Source organism: Mesorhizobium sp. WSM3224 (genome assembly GCF_000427725.1).
In the GTDB taxonomy this organism is placed as follows: Bacteria; Pseudomonadota; Alphaproteobacteria; order Rhizobiales; family Rhizobiaceae; genus Mesorhizobium.
This window is the reverse complement of the sequence record NZ_ATYO01000018.1, coordinates 130163-147733: the sequence shown is the minus strand read 5'-3', so window position 1 is coordinate 147733 and position 17571 is coordinate 130163. Positions and strand designations below refer to the sequence as shown.

The 17571-nt window shown below is 61.0% G+C and carries 18 protein-coding genes and 2 pseudogenes; 12 read left to right on the top strand and 8 right to left on the bottom strand.

Features of this window, described 5'->3' with window-relative positions:
* Positions 1 to 789: 789 nt before the first annotated feature.
* Entirely contained in the window at positions 790 to 987 is a 198-nt protein-coding gene (locus YU3_RS0124215; protein WP_027168649.1) for a hypothetical protein, read from the bottom strand.
* A gap of 142 nt (positions 988 to 1129) precedes the next feature.
* On the opposite strand from YU3_RS0124215, the gene YU3_RS41840 reads away from it, so the two are divergent.
* The 3 genes and pseudogenes from YU3_RS41840 (at position 1130) to YU3_RS40760 (ending at position 2836) form a co-directional block, all read left to right on the top strand.
* Positions 1130 to 1456 carry a hypothetical protein gene (locus tag YU3_RS41840; protein WP_245273645.1) on the top strand — a complete coding sequence of 109 codons (327 nt, stop codon included), beginning with the start codon at positions 1130 to 1132 and terminating at the stop codon, positions 1454 to 1456.
* Positions 1457 to 1588: 132 nt separating this feature from the next.
* Positions 1589 to 1728 (top strand): annotated as a pseudogene (locus YU3_RS41835) (transposase); the annotation flags it as partial.
* A 937-nt stretch (positions 1729 to 2665) separates the two neighbouring features.
* Positions 2666 to 2836, top strand: a complete 171-nt coding sequence (locus tag YU3_RS40760) for a hypothetical protein (RefSeq protein ID WP_156913584.1) — start codon at positions 2666 to 2668, stop codon at positions 2834 to 2836.
* A gap of 27 nt (positions 2837 to 2863) precedes the next feature.
* Here the strand turns inward: YU3_RS40760 and YU3_RS0124205 are convergent, their stop codons facing one another.
* Positions 2864 to 3664: an IclR family transcriptional regulator gene (locus tag YU3_RS0124205; protein WP_027168648.1), complete on the bottom strand. Its 801-nt coding sequence runs from the start codon at positions 3662 to 3664 to the stop codon at positions 2864 to 2866.
* A gap of 166 nt (positions 3665 to 3830) precedes the next feature.
* On the opposite strand from YU3_RS0124205, the gene YU3_RS0124200 reads away from it, so the two are divergent.
* The 6 genes from YU3_RS0124200 (at position 3831) to YU3_RS0124175 (ending at position 8643) form a co-directional block, all read left to right on the top strand.
* A complete protein-coding gene (locus YU3_RS0124200) occupies positions 3831 to 4661 on the top strand; it encodes a transporter substrate-binding domain-containing protein (protein WP_198021709.1) in 831 nt (276 codons plus the stop codon).
* Between the two features lie 116 nt (positions 4662 to 4777).
* Positions 4778 to 5443: an amino acid ABC transporter permease gene (locus YU3_RS0124195; protein WP_027168646.1), complete on the top strand. Its 666-nt coding sequence runs from the start codon at positions 4778 to 4780 to the stop codon at positions 5441 to 5443.
* Entirely contained in the window at positions 5443 to 6093 is a 651-nt protein-coding gene (locus YU3_RS0124190) for an amino acid ABC transporter permease (protein WP_027168645.1), read from the top strand. The genes YU3_RS0124195 and YU3_RS0124190 overlap by 1 nt, the downstream gene beginning before the upstream one ends.
* Positions 6094 to 6097: 4 nt before the next feature.
* The gene (locus tag YU3_RS0124185; RefSeq protein WP_027168644.1) at positions 6098 to 6892 is read left to right on the top strand and encodes an amino acid ABC transporter ATP-binding protein; all 795 of its coding nucleotides are present in this window, start codon (positions 6098 to 6100) and stop codon (positions 6890 to 6892) included.
* A gap of 66 nt (positions 6893 to 6958) precedes the next feature.
* Positions 6959 to 7420 carry a RidA family protein gene (locus YU3_RS0124180; protein ID WP_027168643.1) on the top strand — a complete coding sequence of 154 codons (462 nt, stop codon included), beginning with the start codon at positions 6959 to 6961 and terminating at the stop codon, positions 7418 to 7420.
* A 17-nt stretch (positions 7421 to 7437) separates the two neighbouring features.
* Positions 7438 to 8643 (top strand): aminotransferase class V-fold PLP-dependent enzyme, encoded by a 1206-nt coding sequence (locus tag YU3_RS0124175; protein ID WP_027168642.1) that lies wholly within the window; start codon positions 7438 to 7440, stop codon positions 8641 to 8643.
* Between the two features lie 196 nt (positions 8644 to 8839).
* Here the strand turns inward: YU3_RS0124175 and YU3_RS41830 are convergent.
* The 4 genes and pseudogenes from YU3_RS41830 to YU3_RS0124165 all read right to left on the bottom strand — a co-directional run.
* Positions 8840 to 9099, bottom strand: a pseudogene (locus tag YU3_RS41830) (glycosyltransferase family 2 protein); the annotation flags it as partial.
* A gap of 167 nt (positions 9100 to 9266) precedes the next feature.
* Positions 9267 to 9401 carry a hypothetical protein gene (locus tag YU3_RS42285; RefSeq protein WP_348631190.1) on the bottom strand — a complete coding sequence of 45 codons (135 nt, stop codon included), beginning with the start codon at positions 9399 to 9401 and terminating at the stop codon, positions 9267 to 9269.
* A gap of 49 nt (positions 9402 to 9450) precedes the next feature.
* Entirely contained in the window at positions 9451 to 9576 is a 126-nt protein-coding gene (locus tag YU3_RS42280) for a hypothetical protein (RefSeq protein ID WP_348631189.1), read from the bottom strand.
* A gap of 948 nt (positions 9577 to 10524) precedes the next feature.
* Positions 10525 to 10773, bottom strand: a complete 249-nt coding sequence (locus YU3_RS0124165) for a chemotaxis protein CheB (RefSeq protein WP_027168641.1) — start codon at positions 10771 to 10773, stop codon at positions 10525 to 10527.
* A gap of 295 nt (positions 10774 to 11068) precedes the next feature.
* Between YU3_RS0124165 and YU3_RS0124160 the strand changes: the two genes are divergently transcribed.
* Complete coding sequence (locus YU3_RS0124160; RefSeq protein WP_027168640.1) at positions 11069 to 11500, top strand: hypothetical protein; 432 nt, start codon at positions 11069 to 11071, stop codon at positions 11498 to 11500.
* Between the two features lie 275 nt (positions 11501 to 11775).
* Here YU3_RS0124160 and YU3_RS0124155 read toward each other — a convergent pair whose 3' ends face one another.
* The gene (locus YU3_RS0124155; protein WP_245273644.1) at positions 11776 to 13149 is read right to left on the bottom strand and encodes an HlyD family type I secretion periplasmic adaptor subunit; all 1374 of its coding nucleotides are present in this window, start codon (positions 13147 to 13149) and stop codon (positions 11776 to 11778) included.
* Positions 13142 to 14896 (bottom strand): type I secretion system permease/ATPase, encoded by a 1755-nt coding sequence (locus tag YU3_RS0124150; protein ID WP_027168638.1) that lies wholly within the window; start codon positions 14894 to 14896, stop codon positions 13142 to 13144. Before YU3_RS0124150 ends, YU3_RS0124155 begins: the two co-directional genes overlap by 8 nt.
* 418 nt (positions 14897 to 15314) lie before the next feature.
* Here YU3_RS0124150 and YU3_RS0124145 point away from each other — a divergent pair, with 418 nt between their 5' ends.
* The gene (locus YU3_RS0124145) at positions 15315 to 16769 is read left to right on the top strand and encodes a calcium-binding protein (protein WP_027168637.1); all 1455 of its coding nucleotides are present in this window, start codon (positions 15315 to 15317) and stop codon (positions 16767 to 16769) included.
* A 327-nt stretch (positions 16770 to 17096) separates the two neighbouring features.
* Positions 17097 to 17327 (top strand): hypothetical protein, encoded by a 231-nt coding sequence (locus tag YU3_RS0124140; RefSeq protein ID WP_027168636.1) that lies wholly within the window; start codon positions 17097 to 17099, stop codon positions 17325 to 17327.
* Positions 17328 to 17571 lie beyond the last annotated feature (244 nt).

The window sequence follows — 17571 nt, the reverse complement described above, 5'->3', positions numbered from 1 at the left end:
CCCGCGCTATTGCGTAACCAGCTATATCTGCCCGATATGCCATCAGGCGGTCGATATGAAAGATATTCGGCAGCTTGTATGGCATCGCCAGCCTAAGCATGAGCCGCTGGAGATGGACGAGTAGCCGCTTGCTGCCGGTGCTTGTTGACATTTTTTGGCAATTTTTTGATCGGCCGGGAACCAATGCCCTGAACCCTCTGGCGCGCCAGTGAACCGAGCGCCGCCTGGGTCCATGCGTTCGTACAGCAGATGATTTTAGATTTTCCGAGCCTTTGCTCTCATCCGATAGGCGGAAGCTGGTTCCATAGCTCGCTGGCGACCACCTCCAACTAGGCGAAGCTCTGCGCTCCCGCCGGCTGGCCGAACGCCGAACTCGAGCAGCTTCAAGCCGATGCTGCACTTTACCTGGCCAAGCAAACGGGCCGAAACCGGGTATTGCTGCACTAGGCCGGAGCCAGCCGAGATCAAAAACAAGACGCTCACAAACTCGAGAAGACCCGCGACACGATAGCTGGATGATCGCTTCGCCGTGCTAAGGGAGGAAGGGTCCCCAAACGATCAACGTTGCGGGGCAAGGGGTGTTTGCGCAGGCAGGTTGCCCGATCCCCCGCTCAGACTTTATTGCCCAATATTTTGCCAGCATAACAAAGACGCAAAACGGAGGGCGGCTTGTTGCTACAAGTTCAACGCGAACGGCACCACGCAAACTACGAGGAGCAACCGCGCTGTAGAGTGCTGCAGGTACGGGGTGAACCGCTGCCGTGATGCACGGCGCACCGGCTGGCTCTGCTACGTGAGGCGCGTGATCTGAAGTGGCGACCCTAAACCATCCGCCCAACTGACCCGAACGCGGTCGCTCACTTCAAGGTACGCCACATCAATTAGATAGGTGAGAAAGTACTCTCCATCTGCTTGGGTCAATTGCCTCATCTCTCGCAACATCGCCTGCACGAAGCGCAAGCTTTCTAATTTGGTGGGCTGCTCCATCGGTCTCGCGCCTCTGCTTAGTTGTCCCATATATTAGAGACAATTTGCGCAAAGAGCGATCCGGCACGCTAACCAGTCTGTCAATAATTTGCCCGACGTAACCCTTCGGAAGTTGCGATCCGCAACGATATCGGTCCATCGCTTGCGCAAGGAGAATTTCTGGTGGCCATGTGGCAACCTTCGCCTTTGTGACGATGAACTCGCCGTCCTCAGAAATGGGAAACACGCGACCATCGAGCAGCCCGAGCTTCTTCCCGATGGTTCCACAGGTTGGCTCTCCACATTGAAGGTGCCGGTCAGGAATGATCTCGGTCACCCACAATCGCGACGTGACCCTTCAAACCGGCTTCTGCTGACGCACCGGCGCAATCTGAAGACCAAGTTCCTCGATCCGGAGAACGCCATCCGTCGCTCGCTGAAGTCGTTCGGCATCCGTCCGACTGGGCAAGGTCGGACGCGCGGCCTTTGAACGGGTGTTGCGACAGGCTGTGGCGGACGATCCGCTTCGGCCGAGCTGATGGACGCGATGGTGTCCGGCGCGCTCGGCGCTGTGGGCCGACTGCAAGATCTCCTCGTCAAAATGGTGGCGCGCAGCGAGCCATGTCGACGCTTCATGGCATCCCCGGCGTTGGTCCGGTGACAGCGCTCTCGTTCATGACGGCGATCGACGATCCGACGCGCTTCCGCCGGTCGCGCGACGTCGCCGCCTACTTCGGACTGACGTCGCGGCGCAGGCAGTCGGACTCTCGATGCATGCGGCCAAGTCACCCGTCGCAGAGCGCGGAAGACTGCACGGTGCATTGGAAATCGACGCCAGAACGCGGGATCGTCGCGCGGAGCATAGATTCGTGTATTATCGCAACATTGACGGGTAACGACGAGTTCACAAGGTCATCGGAAGCACAACCGATTAAGAAAAGCGCGCACATTGCGCTTTGGGGTGGCGGTTGTTTTTCAGTAGGCTAGACAATTATTTCACAATGCGTGCATGTTTGCTGCACATTGCAAGAATCGCGATTTCTGAGCGATTGCCTCGGTTTAATGCAGTGTGCGGCGGCTCGGCCGGCAGCTGAAAGGGGGGCGGGAAGGGGCATAGTCTGAGACGGCGGGGAGACGCTCGACGGAAACCCGGTCTTGGAGAGGGAAGCGGTCTCTTGGGTGACCTCTTGTCCGCAGGCAGTTGAGCCGATGCATTCTCAATGTCAGGATCTCGTCGACCTGGCTTGCGGTAACTCGCGATCTCTGGTCGGCACGGCTCTGGATGGCTGTCGTTTGCGGCTCGGCGGCAGCCGACATCGCCAGCGTCGGCCGTAGGATGGCGGCCGAGCGCAGGCTTGTCGGCGGCGGGCTCCGTCGCACGACGGATGTATAGGCTTCATGGCTCATGGAAGCGCCCGGCTGCGACAAGCGTGCCCCGACCCAAGCGTCCATCGCGACTTTGTAGGGCGTGGCCTCCTCTCCGACATACTGGCGCTACGCATCGCCCAGCCGGCGGTGGGCTGTCGGCTGACATCGGACCTTCCATCCTGACAGGAAAGCGCCTCGAACGGTTATGGCAACTGCACTCGGCACTGACCCGGCGGGCCACTACCCCGGAACCATCCAATAAATGCGAACGCTAATTAGGGCGCACGAGATAGCGTACGCCCCTTCATCGAAGCCGTGCATGAAGTAGGCGGTGGCAGCAGCGACTCCGCCAGAGTCAGCCGGGAGGGACGAGACGGCGCTGCTTGCCATCTGCGGCTACGCTGCGATATCGGAAAATTCCGAGGCACTTGGTGCACGGCGGATCCTGCGTTACCGGCTTATGGCGCTGGAAGACCGGATCATCCCCGACATCACCGCCTGAACGGAAGCTGCCCTAAACGCTGCTCGATCACGAGATCGAAAACCGGGCTGCGCGCTCGCGCAGCAGTGCGACCAGCTCGCCCGTCCGCTCTTCCGACGTGTCGATCGGGACTACCAGGCACATCGTCGCCTCGACTTTGCCGGGCGCCGAGAAAACCGGCGCCGCTAAGCATTTGGTATAGGCGTCGACAAGGCCTGAGGTCATGCAATAGCCGCTGACACGCGCTTTTGCGATGTCTTCAATGAAGTCCTCGAGCTCGATCTTGCGGCCGTCCGGCAGCACAAGGTCGTCCTCGGCGATCATAGCCTCGATCCGGCTGCGTTCGAGGCCGGCGAGCAGCAGCCGGCCGGAGGCGGTCCAGGGCAGCGGTATCTGCAGGCCGGTGGCCGAGCTGATGCGGAACGGCCTCGTGCCGGGGCTCGAATGCACGATCGTGTAGCGGCCGCTCTGCAGCGTGCACAGTTCCGATGTCTCGCCTGTCTCCCGCGACAGCATGTCGACCTCCTGCCGCCCGCGCCTGAGCAGGTCGTTGCCGCGCATGTAAGCCATTCCGTAGAGGTAGAGTTTCTTGCCGAAATACACGCGGTTGCCGTCGCCTGCCATCTCCAGCAGGCCGGCATCAACCAGCTCGCGCACCAGCGTGTAGGTCGTCGAGCGCGGAGCGTTGAGCCCCTTGGCCAGCTCGCCGATGCCGATCGCACGCTGCGTGGCGTGCAGGAACTCCAGAATGTGCAGCACGCGGTTGAGGCCCTTCTCGCGCGAGCTCGCGGGCTTCTCCGCCTCCGCGCCGTCTGTCGTCCACTCGCTCAGCGCTTTGCCATCTTGCATTGTCGATTCTCGGTGTTAGTATCTGTCCTGTACAGGATACATGCATCTCTTGTAAGAGACAATGGCTTTATCGATTACCGACGCGTGTATTCGTGTGGGGAACACAACACAAAAGGAGGTCGCTGTGAACGACACATCCGGAAGACGTGATTTTCTGAAATTGGGAATGGCAGGACTAACGACCGCCGGCGTGCTGACCGCTATCAGCGCCGAGAAGGCCGCCGCGCAAGCCGCGTCCGACAGCGTGCTGCGCACCGCGCTCGATCGCGGCAAGCTGATCGTCGGCACCGGCAGCACCAATGCGCCGTGGCATTTCGAGAACGATGCGGGCGAACTGGTCGGCATGGACATCACCATGGGCCGCATCCTCGCCAAGGGCCTCTTCGACGATCCGACCAAGGTCGAGTTCGTCATGCAGGATCCGGCGCAGCGCATTCCGAACGTGACCACCAACAAGGTCGACATCACCATCCAGTTCATGACCATGACCGCGCAGCGCTCGCAGCTGATCCATTTCTCGCGGCCCTACTACGTCGAAGGCGTCGCGCTGCTGACGCTGCCCGGCTCCGAGAACAAGACATTCGACAAGCTGCTTGCAGGGGGCTCCGCCACCCGCATCTCGATCCTGCAGAATGTCGATGCCGAAAGTTCGGTGCATTATGCCTTGCCGCAGGCGCAGGTGATGCAGATCGACACCCAGGCGAACGTCTTGCAGGCGTTGGAATCCAAGCGCGTCGATGCAGCCGCGGTCGACCTGTCCACCGTGCGCTGGCTCGCCTCGCGCAACCCGGACAAATATTTCGACGCCGGCAAAAGCTGGTATTCGATGCTCTACGGCGCGGCGCTCAGACAAGGCGATCTCGACTGGCTGACCTTCGTCGACCAGACCTTCACCATCGCCATGTTCGGCCATGAGACGGCGCTCTACGACGCCGCCTTCAAGGAATACTTTGGCCAGGAGCCGCCGCCACGCCATCCGGGCTTCCCGGTCATCTGACGAAGCCTATCTGGCAAAGCCGGCGGGAGGTGCCGTCCTTACGCCGTTTATCCTCGACACGGGCCTGGCGAGTGGCGGATGCTTGATCCGTCACCGCAGGCCATTGAGACGGACACATGGGCTACACGCTCAATTTCAACCTGATCTGGCGGCATTTCGACAAGCTTTCGGGCGGCCTGCTGCTCAGCCTCGAGCTTGCCGTGATCTCGATCGCCATCGGCATCGTTATCGGGCTGGTACTGGCGGTCTGGTATGTCTCGGCCGGGCGCGTCGTGCGTGGCATCATCGCGGCCTACGTCGAATTCATCCGCAACGTGCCGCTGATCCTGTTGGTCTATCTGGTCTTCTACGGTCTGCCGACCGTCGTCGACATCGCCTACAGCGCGCAGACCTCTTTCGTCGCCACACTTGCGCTTTATAGCGGCGCCTACCTTGTCGAGGTGTTCCGCTCCGGCCTGGAGGCCGTGCCGCGCGGCCAGATTGACGCCGGCAAGGCGATCGGGCTTACACCCTGGCAGCGGCTCATCCATGTGCGCCTGCCGACGATGATGCGGATCACGCTGCCGGCGCTCTCCAACACCTTCATATCGCTGTTCAAGGACACATCCGTCGCCTCCGTCATCTCGGTGCCCGAACTGACCTATGGCGCACAATGGATCAATTTCAACACCTTCCGCATCGTCGAGGTCTATCTGGTGGTGACGGCGATGTATCTGGTGACGGGCTACGTCCTGCTTTTCGCGCTTCGCTTGATTGAGCGCTGGTACAGGACGGCGCGCTGATGCTTGGCCAGATCGCCTATGCCCTGCCGTTCCTTGCCCAAGGCTTCGCGCTGACGCTCTGGGTGTCTTTGCTGGTCGTGGTGCTGTCGCTGATTGCCGGCGTCATTCTCGGCGTCGGCCTCGTCTACGGCCCCGCGCCGCTGCGCTGGGCGGTGCGCATCTTTAGCGACACCATTCGCGGCATCCCGATCTTGGTGCTGATCTTCTTCGTCTATTATGGCCTGCCGGCGGTCGGCGTTCACCTGCAATCCTTCTGGGCCGCGGTGCTGGCGCTCACCCTGTTCAAGACAGCCCAGGTCGTGGAATATCTGCGCGGCGCGGTCGCCTCTATTCCCAAGGGCCAGTCGGAAGCGGCGATGGCGATCGGCCTGACTTTCCGCCAACGGCTCGCCTACGTCATCTTCCCCCAAGCCTTCCGCCGCTTCCTGCCGCCCTGGATCAACGGCGTCACCGACGCGGTGAAGGGCAGCGCGCTGGTCTCGCTGCTCGGCATCACCGACCTGATGCAGGCCATCAACCAGGTCATCGGCCGCACCTACGAGGCGATGCCACTCTACATCCTCGGCGCTCTTCTCTATTTCGCCATCAACTATGCGCTCTCGCTCGCCAGCCGCCGGCTCGAGCGGAGCTTCGCCTTCATTCGGGAATAGCACGATGGCCACCAGTTCCAGCGACAGCGCCGCACTTCTCGATATTGCCGAGGTCTCGAAATCCTTCGGCTCCGTCGAGGTGCTGCGCTCGGTGAGCCTGCAAGTGGCGAAGGGCGAGGTGGTCACCGTCATCGGCCCGTCCGGCAGCGGCAAGACCACGCTGCTGCGCTGCGTCAACTTCCTCGAAAGCTATGACAGCGGCTCGATCCGCATCGACGGCAAGGAGGTCGGTTTTCGCGACGGCGGCCAGCGCCAGCGGCGCAGCGAGCGCGACTTGGCCAGCATGCGCGCCGAGACCGGCATGGTGTTCCAGAGCTTCAACCTCTTCCCGCATCTGACGGCCGCCGGCAACATCATGCTCGGTCTCACCAAAGTGCGCGGCAAGAGCAAATCGGAAGCGCGCGCGATCGCCGAGCATTGGCTGGGCCGCGTCGGCCTCGCCCACAAGGCCGACAGCCTGCCGGCCGAGCTTTCCGGCGGCCAGCAGCAGCGCGTCGGCATTGCGCGTGCGGTCGCCATGGAACCTAAAATCCTGCTGCTCGACGAGATCACCTCGGCGCTCGATCCGGAGCTCGTCGGCGAGGTGTTGGCCGTGGTGAAAAGCCTCGCCGAGGACGGCATGACCATGGTCATGGTGACGCACGAAATGGCCTTCGCGCGCGATGCCTCCAGCCGCATCGTCTTCATGGCCGATGGCGGCGTCAGCGCCGTCGGTCCGCCGAGGGATGTGCTTGCCGCCGAGACCACCAACGAGCGCCTCCGCTCTTTCCTGGCGCGTTTTCGCGCCTCGCATTTCTGACATTGGTGGCGAGAGCCACCCATTGTCGACAGCGGATGGCTAAGCCATCCTAGGGAGCCTTCTTCCATGACACCTTACATCCGGCTCGCCGAACTCGGCCTGACGCTGCCCGAACCGCCGACGCCCATCGCCAACTTCGTCACTCATGCCGAGAGCGGCCGGCTGATCTTCCTGTCCGGCCAGGGGCCGCTGCGCGCCGACGGCACGCTTTGCACCGGCAAGGTCGGCGAGGACGTCACCGTCGAGCAGGCCTATGAGCATGCCCGCCTCACCGGCCTCAATTTGCTCGCCGTCATGCATGAGGCGGCGGGCGACCTCGGCCGCATCGTGCGCGTGGTGAAGCTGCTCGGCTTCGTCAACGCGACGCCGACCTTCAGCGACCACCCGAAAGTGGTCAATGGCTGCTCCGACCTGTTCGCCGATGTCTTCGACCGGATCGGCGGCCATGCGCGCTCGGCGATCGGCGTCGGCTCGCTGCCTGGAAACATCACTGTCGAAATCGAAGCGGTCGTTGAGATCGCTTCCTGACATTAGGATCTGCTGTCATGAAAACCTTTTCCGAAACCGGCTCCAACACCACGATCCGCGAGCGGCTGGGGCTTAGGCCCATCATAAACGTCTCCGGCACGATGACGACGCTCGGAGCCTCGATCATCATCCCCGAGGCGATCAGCGCCATGGCGGAGATCGCCTCACAATGGGTGGAGATGGATGACCTGCAGCGCGCCGCGAGCACGGTCGTCGCGCGCCTGACCGGCGGCGAAGCCGGCTTCATTACCGCCTGTTGCGCCTCGGGCATCACCATGGCCGTCGCCGGCACCATGACCGGCACCAACCTTTTGGCAATCGAACGGCTGCCGGACAACACCGAAGGGCTGAAGTCGGAGGTCGTCATCCAGCTCGGCCATATCGTCAACTACGGCGCGCCGATCGATCAGTCGGCCCGGGTCGCCGGCGCCAAGGTCGTGCCCGCGGGCACGGTGAGCGTCACGCAGGATTATCATGTGCGCGAGGCGATCAACGAGCGCACGGCGGCAGCGCTCTACGTCGTCGCGCACCACACGGTTCAATACGGCATGCTTTCGCTGGAGGAATTCTGCGAGATTTGTCATGCCAAAAAAGTTCCGGTGATCGTCGACGCGGCGTCCGAATACGATCTGCGAAGCTTCCTCGCGCGCGGCGCCGATATCGTCGTCTACAGCGGCCACAAATTCCTCAGCGGCCCGACCAGCGGCATCGTCACCGGCCGCAAGGACCTTGTCCGGGCCGCCTATCTGCAGAACCGCGGCGTCGCGCGTGCCATGAAGGTCGGCAAGGAAAGCATCGCTGGCACCATGGCGGCGCTCGAAGCCTGGGAAAAGCGCGACCATGCCGGCATCCGCCGACGCGAAGAGGCGGCGCTCAGCCTGTGGAAGGAGGCGCTGCAGGACATTCCCGGCATCAGTGCGCAGATCATTCCGGACCCGACCGCCAACCCCCTCGACCGCCTGCAGGTCTTCGTGCGGCCCGAAAGCCGCTTCACCGCCGCTGGCCTGGCTTCGGCGCTTGCCGCCAGCTCGCCACCGATCATCGTGCGCAACCACGAGGTCGAGCGCGGCCACTTCTTCCTCGACCCATGCAACCTCCATCCCGGCGAGGCCGAGATCGTGGCCGACCGGCTGAGGGCGGTGCTGGCGGCGAAGGAGCGGCCAGCGGATGCGATAAAGGCGGCGCGCAAGGATTCCGCCGGCGCCCTGCGCTGGCCGGATTAGACTCTCATTTGTCCGGCCGGCCGCAGGGCAATTGCTTCAGCGAAATGAGAGTTTCTGATTTGTCGCTAAGACCGAGGTCGGCGCTGCCAAAAAGTGTGGGCGATAGAGGTGCAATTCGGCTAGGCTTGGCCGTCAGCAAAAGCACTCCTCTTCGGAGACCACCATGGTCCATTGACCCCACACTTTTGGTACTCTCCTATCTCATTGCGTAACGGACGAACCTTGACATCCGTAAATGCAAAGCTGGCCTGGACGACGCGACAAGCTTTCACGATAGAACTGCCGTCGCCACGCGTCGAGGAAGCACACCAACGGATAGAAACGAGGCTGCCAGGATGGCACGGCGTTGCAAGGAGGCATTCATTTCCAGGCTGGCGGCGGCGCCTGCGGCAGCCAAGGCCAGCCTGCAATCCGCGGTGACGGGGTGTCGACCCCATCCACGCACAGCAAAGCCAGACCTTATCGTCATCGACGGCAGTCAGACCAATCACGAGGCAATCCGATCCTGCGGTGCCGAAAGCCGCTATGCCGAGCTTCGCGCCTGCCATCGTTCGCCCCTTCAACGTGTTTGGACCCGAATCTATGCGCAAGGTCGAAACGCATGCAAGCCGTTGGAAAGGAACCTAGGCTGGCTTGTCCACCAGCGGCTTCTTTCTTGTCGGTGGCTTGTAGGCGATCACCAGCCTGACTGTATCGGGGTTCACGGTGACCGGAATCCCGAGGTTGATCGTGACCTTGCCGTCATCAACGCGCGTCACGTCCCCTCGAAGCTCGATCTCCTGGCCGTGTGTCACCTTCGACGTTCGATCAACAATCGAGTGCGGGCTGTGCATAGGATGGGATCGATACGCTCACCCGGTCCTCTGTGACCCGCCTGCGCACCTTCGCCGTGATGGCGACCTCATCGCCGATGTTGATGCTGCCCTTAGCCATGCGCATTTAACTCCGAACAGGGGAGTTAGTTCTAAAGCGATCGCTAATGGAACAATCGACCGGCCACCCGGTTGGGCCGCGCGGTACGGTTCGTGATATCTCCGGCCGCTAGGAGTCTCGATCCCCTTTGGCTCCGAGACGGGCCTGCCCGGTTGACCCACGCCGGGCGGGCCCGTTTCGTTTCAGTCGTCCAACTCGGGGCGGAAGTTCCGATAGCCCGCCGCGGATGTTTCACCATCACCGCAGCGGTCTAAGGTGGCCGGCGCCTCTCGTTGGGGAGATTGCTATGTCCAAAGGACGTGATCGCGTACTCTTGGCAGCAGGGCGTGCAGGAATATATTCTACACTCGGTGCGGCGATCCACTCACGAGGACCGCTAACGTCGAACAAATATCCCTTCGTTGAAGACACGCTCGGTCAGAAGCTGCAGGCCTGCAAAGGCCTTTCGGTCGACTGCCTGACGTGCAAGCGTAAGGCGACTCTAGACGTTGCCGAACTGGTCAAGCGGCTCGGGCCGGTCACGGATGCCTGCAGTGGGATCTGATCGAGGTGATCTTCTATCACGGATGCCACGCCGCAGCGCGATGACCGGCGGCCCGGCCGGCTGCGGGGGTAGCACGAACCGGGCCTGACCGGCGGGGGCTCACAACACATGGCGCCGGCTGAAGGCGATTATACTCCCGCCCCCGCCATCCATAGGCTGCACAACGAGGTAGGTCGCACAAGTAATGCGTGTATTAGTACACCCTAATTAGTACTGTAGGGCGGGACTGTCTCACATTAGGAAATTATCCATGGCGCGAAATGTGCGATGTCGGCCCGTTATCGACATGATGCCGAACGGGCTTGGTTGGCGTGGCGCGCCGGCATAGGCAGGCGAGCCTCTCACGCCTCGGGGCGCCGCCACATAGATGCAGCCTGTCTTGAAAGCCGCGCCGTTGCTGGCCGCTATCGCGTCGAGCGCCCACGCGGTCGAGAATCCGGCAGATAGCTGAACTGGCCGTTGTGCAGCACGATGAACAAGGCCGCCGGGAAATCGACGGGCAGGTTGCCAACAATCCGCTTCAGCGGCTCGATGCCGCCCGTCGACGCGCCGATAACGATGACGTTCTGGTTGTTCGAAGCCTCCGATGCGCCTTTGGACGGCCATTTTGCGAACGACCTCCAAATTGGGCTGTCAACCATCGCGACGACCACGGCGACCTCGCGGCCAAGCGATCCGGTCAGTCGTTGAACCGCCGGTCGGTTCGCGCGCCAGGCGCAGCCGCGACGGCGCCTGAGAAAACCGCTTGGCGTGAAGTCTGTGCGGGAACATCGGAGATCGCTGACAGTTCGGCTTTACTTCGGATGCCTCGCCAAGGCGTCTGTTGAAGATCGGTGGGCAACACCTGATCAGCCCGTGCGTGTCCCTCGCATGCGGGGGCTTCAGCGCTCCGGCAGAACCTGCCGCGCGCTGTGCAGATGTCGCCGCTATTAGAACAGGAGACAAGCAATGAAGCATCAGACATCATATGAACTTCAATCGGTTGCGGTCATTGACCGGCTTGGATTGATCCCTCTTGCAACGAGAGCGCAGCGGATAGAGCGGTGGGCTGATTTGCTCGATCGAAATCCCGTGCGGTGCCTCTCGGCGCTAACGGGCACCGAATATGTCGATCCCGAGGTTCGCGAACGGGTGCGGGCGGACGGGTCGCCGCTCGCGGTTGCGTTCGATGATCCATTGCTGCGCGCCGCCGGATTGCAGTCGGACACGTATGGCGAAGCCAAACGCTTCTTCGAACTTTCCGATTGGCAGTTGCACGATGTCGTCTGCAGCTGTCACGCCGGCGCCACGATGCAGGCCAGTTGGGCTGCCGCGCGGGTTCGCAGGCTCATCACCGGAAACCGGATTCTGGCCTGGCTCAGAAGCCGCTTCGTGCATTGAAAAGGCTCGTCCGGCGAACTCAGGTCGCCGGAGACAACGCCAAAAGGTATTTCTTGGCCGGGCTAGCCCAATCAGCACCCAGCGGCTTCTGCACCCAGCAGCGGCCCGGCGCTCTGGCGGAATCAGCCGCCGCGCGCCGGACCTGACCGGCGGGGGCTAGGACGAAAAACATGGCACCGGCTACCCCGAAGACATATCAGTCTTTGCTAATTTCTCCGCCATGCGAACGAAGGACGCCAACAGCGTGAGGAAGAATGGTCCGAACGAGGACCGACCTACCGGAAAGCGCGTGACATCTGGTCGGTAAGTGGCTTCAGCAGATAAGACCAGACGCTGTGCTGACCCGTGCTTATGTGAACCTCGGCCGGCATGCCCGCCTTGAGCACTTTCGCGTCTGTCAGGCAATCGGTCTTGTTCTCGACGCTGATGCGAGCCGAGAAATAGGAGAGCTGGCGCTGTTGGTCCTTGATCAGGTCTGCAGAAATCCATTTCACCGTGCCCTGGCAGGCGGGTGTCGTGCCGGCATCGAATGCCGGGAAACGAATTGAGACCGGTTGACCGGAACGAATATCATCCACTCTCGGCGGGGGAATAAGCGCGTCGACGACAAGATTGTCCGCATCGGGGACAATTGTCATGAGCAACTCCCCTGGAGCGATTACACCGCCAACCGTATGGACAGTGGATTGTTGTATCGTTCCGGATTGCGGCGCGCGGATTTCAGTTTTGGTCAACTCGTCCTGCGCCACGATCTTGCGCTCGTCGAGCTCGGTTCGCTTGGCTTCCGTTTCACGCAGCTCTTTCGTCACTTCGCTGCGCCTTTGTTCATCAAGCTGCAGAACCTGCAACTCGGTTTCGGTGATCTTGACCTGGGCTTCCGCGACGGCCGCCGCCAGTCGCCCAGACTCGCCTTTGGCCCGTGTCGCGTCCAGCCTGACGTTGCTGAGCCTCTCTTTCGAAACCAGTTTCTTGGAGTAGAGAGTATCCACATCGGTGAGATCGCGGCCCAGCAAAGCCGCGGATTCGTCCATCGCAGCCTGCTGTGCCTTCAGGCCTTCGAGCTGACGCTGGATCTGCTCGGTTTGGCTCCGAAGCAGCGTTTTTTGGCCCGCCAGTTCCGACGCCCGCGTTTCGAGCAAGGCGCGCTCACCATCGATCAGCGCTACCACGCTTGGCTTGTCCATCTCCGCCTGAAGGGCGGCTGGAAGTTGCATTGTCACCCGCCCCTGTCGCTCCGCCTCAAGCCGGGCAAGCCGTGCTGTGGCGCGGTCGAAATCCTCGCTGATAATCTGAAGATTAGCCCGCGCCAGCGTATCATCCAGTCTGACCAACACGTCGCCGGCCCGAACATGATCGCCATCTTGCGCAAAGATGCCGCTGATCGTGCCGCCAGCCTGGTGCTGGACCTTCTTGGTGTTGCTCTCAACCACCACCGTCGCGGGTGCGATTACGGCGCCCGCAATCTCAGTCAAGCCAAGCCACAATCCTCCGCCGACGACCAGCAGGCAAGTCACTGCCATTCCGAGAGCCAGGCTGGGTCCGAGGCTGCCGGGGGACTTGAGCGAGTTCGCATCCGTGCCGCGCTGACCGCCATCAAGCCAGGCGTTAGACGGCATGAACGCAAAGACCCGAGACAGGAGATCATGCATGTCCGCTTACACCCCTTTGAATTGGAACAACCGGGGATGGGCGGTGCGTCGCAGGAGAGGGTGGTCGCCCCATGCTCGCCAAGATCTCCTCGCGGGAGCCAAACGAGCGGACCATGCCATTGGCCAGCACCAGAACCTGATCAATGTTGGTAAGCGCGGACGGACGGTGTGCGACGACAATGACGATGCCTCCGCGCTGACGCACGGTCAGAATGGCTCCGGCAAGTGCGGCATCACCTTCGACATCCAGATTTGAGTTTGGCTCGTCCAGGACAACGAGAAAAGGCTCGCCATAGAGCGCCCTGGCGAGGCCGATCAATTGTCTCTGGCCTGCCGACAAAGCCCTGCCGCCCTCGCCAATGCGTGTTTGGAATCCCTCGGGCAGGTGCATGATCATTGAGTAGACGCCTGCGGCCCTAGCGGCTGCAAGCACGCCTTTGGGATCGCTCTTGCCGCCGAATCTGGAGATGTTGTCCGCTACGGTTCCGTCAAAAAGCTCGACGTCCTGGGGCAGGTAGCCGATGTGAGCGCCGAGCGAATGCGGGTTCCACTGATCGAGAGGGGCCCCATCCAACCTCACCGTGCCGTGCAGCGGCCTCCAGGCTCCGACCAGTGCCCGCACGAGCGTCGTCTTCCCGGAACCGCTTGGGCCCACAATGGCCATGCCCGCGCCGCGGGACAGTTGGAAGCTTACGTCAAGCACGGTGGGCTTTGGCATGCCGGGCGGCGCCACCGTCAAATTCTCGACCGCCAGCCGCGTTTGCGGCTGGGGCAATTCCATGAGGTCGATCGGGTTTTCAAAGGAATCCAACATGGCCCTGAGTTGGAAATAGCTGTGCCGTGTCGCCAGAAAGCTTTTCCAGTTTGCGATCGCCGCATCAACCGGAGCAAGCGCGCGGCCCAGCAATATGGACGATGCAATGATCACCCCGGGGGATGCTTCGCCGCCGATGACAAGGTAAGCGCCAAGGCCGAGCACAGAAGACTGCAGCGCCATCCTCAGCGCCTTCGACAACGAGCTGGTCCCCCCTATGATGTCCGAGAGCCGCTCCTGATGGGCCAGGTAGCTATGAACGATGTCGCTCCAGCGCCCGGCCAGCCTGGAAGAGAGGCCCATGGCCTGGACGACCTCTGCATTGCGACGGCCGGACTCAGCAAGGGCACGCTGCGAGATCATGGCTTCGGATGTCAGCTTGGCAGGCCTGCGACCGAAAATTTCCGCGACCGCAGTCAGCGCCACGACGGCAAGAGCACCGATGGTCGCCAGCACACCGAGCGACGGGTGCAGCATATAGATGACCAGCAGATAAAACGGAATCCAGGGCGCATCGAAGACGACAGTCGGCCCCGATCCCGATAGAAAGCCGCGCAGGTGGTCGAGGTCTCGCAGGGGGTCCAGCCGGTCTGCCTCCCGACCGGCCTTGAGCGGCAAAAGCACCGATATGGCGAAGGCTCTTTGGTGAAGGTTCCTGTAGAGCCGGCTGCCAACGCGGACCAATAGACGAAGCCGCACGAAGTCGAGCAGTCCGTAGGCTGCGTATAGACCCAGCATGCCAACGGTCAATCCAACCAGAGTCGGAACGCTCTGGGAGGGCAGCACCCGGTCATAGACCTGGAGCATATAAAGAGATCCGGTCAATGCCAGGAGGTTCGTCACTGCGGAAAAAAGCCCAACTCCAAACAATCCCGGTGCGCAGTCGGACATTGCGGTTCGTAGAAGTGAGGATGATTCTTGCTTGATCTTCATTTGCCTTCTTATTCTCACGCGGATAACCGCGCATTTATTTTGGCCTTACCCGGTATTGGAAGCCTTCACTGCATGGATTGTCAGGCCGCTGATCGATATGCCGGACGTGAGGCCTCGCTAATGTAGCCTACTTTAATCGAAATGAAGCGAAATCGTGGCCATGTGCCAAAATGGGACCGGCTGAATCAGTGGAAAGCGGGGACAATATTGAAAGATACGCTTCGTGATACGTTGACTAACGAAGCGTGACCGAACTGAAAACGTTGTGTTTTTTTCTGCAAGGCGCCAACGAACGAATGGTGGCGCGATCAATTATTTTGACCGACGAAATCTGTATGTGATTTCTGTCTAATGTAGCTTTCAATTAGGCAGGCGGAGCGGGGCGGGGCGCGTTGCCGAATCACAAGAAGGAATAAGCATGGCAACTCTTCACTATGCATCGGGCGGTTCGACCGCCGAGGTCGCAACGGCCGGATTCAATCTCGTCGACGTCCAATATCTTTCGCAGGTAAACGCACTGCCTGACGGAATGAAAGCTTTGGTGTATCTCAACGCCCATGATGGAGCCACCTCGTCCTTCATTGATCAAGTCACTCCCTTCCTCAACAATTCAAAGGTGTTCGGATTCTATCTCTGCGATGAGCCTGACCCGACTGGTCACTGGCATTCGCTGACGACCGCGGCAAATCTGAAGGCCGAATCTGACTGGATTCATTCTCATTTCCCGGGCGCAAAGACCTTCATCTCGATGATGAACATGGGGTCCAACGCCGATCCGAGTTTCGCCAATACTTACAATCCGGCAAACACGGGTATCGACTATTACGGCATGGGTGCCTACGTTATCCATTCCAATACGGGCAGTAATCCTGACTACTCGATGATCGATCGCCTCGTCGCGGCCGCGGTTGCATCAGGCATTCCGGCTGACCGTATCGTCCCGGAATTCCAGGCTTTCGGCGGCGGGAATTGGGTGAGCGAAAGTGGCTCCGCCTTTGCTGTCCCGACCGCTGAGCAGGCGAAGGCTGTGTTTGATCACTGGGCCAAGCTGGTCCCGTCGCCGGCATTCGACTATACCTATGCATGGGGCTCACAAAACGGCGATACCGCCCTTGAGAACTCTGCGGCGTTGCAGGCGGTCTTCCGCGAGCACAATACCAACTCGACTTCGTCGACGCCGCCGACGACCACTGAACCGACGCCGCCGGCAACCTCCGAGCCCACGCCGCCAACGTCGGATGCGACGCCCCCGCCGACAACCACAGACCCTTCACACGTCGATCAGGTTGTTCACGGCAGCAAGGGCAATAACACCTATCACGTCAACAACGCGCATGACAAAATAATGGAAGGCGTCACCGGCGGCTTCGACAAGGTAATGGCCTCGGTCAGCTATGCCCTATCCGCCGGCTCGCATATCGAACAGCTCGCCACCTCCAGGACGGGCGGCAAAACTGCCATCGATCTGACAGGCAACGAGTTCGGCCAGACGATCAACGGCAACAACGGCGACAACAAGATAAACGGCGGCGGCGGCTCAGATCTGTTGAAGGGCCATGGGGGCCACGATGCCTTCGTGTTCAACACGACCCTTGGCAAGTACAACATCGACAGGATCGCCGACTTCAACGTTTCGCAAGACAAGATCCATCTCGACCATGCCATATTCGCCGGGCTTCAGAAGGGCGCGCTTGCAGCCGGCGATTTCCACATCGGTCGCAGTGCACATGATGCGAGCGATCACATCATCTACAACAGTGCGACCGGGGTGCTCTCCTTCGACGGCGACGGAATTGGCGGGCATGCCCAGACGCAATTTGCCTCGCTCGCTCCACATCTCCATTTGGGCGAACACTCCTTTCTTGTAATCTGACAAGGCGCCTTGCCGGTAGGAGCGACTCAGCACTCCTACCGGTTCGGCCTGTGACACCGGTCTCGCGCCTTTCCATGATAGGGTTCGGACAACGGGCGTGACGCTCGACTGGATGACGAACTTAGCTCTCGTCCATCTGGTCGCCGCTCCTCCTGTATGATCTTTGCAGCCGCTGCTTTCCCCCTGGACGTCAGGTCCACCTTTCAAAATCAGATCACCTCTTGCGTGCGCGGGGCCGAGCCTCCGCGCGTTTCATGGCTTTGTGGAACGTTTTGCCCGGATCGAGGTTGATTATCTGGTCGCGGGACAAGGGTGCGGGAGAATGATATGCCGAATTACGAGGTTGAGGAGATTTTCGCCGGAAAGGTGATCGTCTCCCACAAGGTTGTTGCGCCAACGCCATTCCGGGCCGCCAAGCTCGCGACGAACCGGGATATTACGCTGCGCAATTCCGAGGTCCGATGGATACGGGTCTTCGAAGAAGACAGACGGCATCGGGCGTACGAATATACCGTCATTGAGCGACCCCGGTTTGCTTCGCGCGCCATGCCATCATAGTCCCAATGCCCGTCCACATCGGTCCGGTCCTCGCATCCGAATTAACGATGGCTTCTTGATGCGTCACCGCAGGAGCTGTCCTGCATCGTCAGTCGGACGCTCGATGGCGACGGATCCCCTTCTCCAGCCAGCATTAAACCAGCTGAGCGTTGACGCCTAACCTGCACCAGCTCCGGCATCATACTGCCCTGATCACGCCACTGAACCGACCGGTTCCGTCATTTAAACGGACGAGGACAAGCTT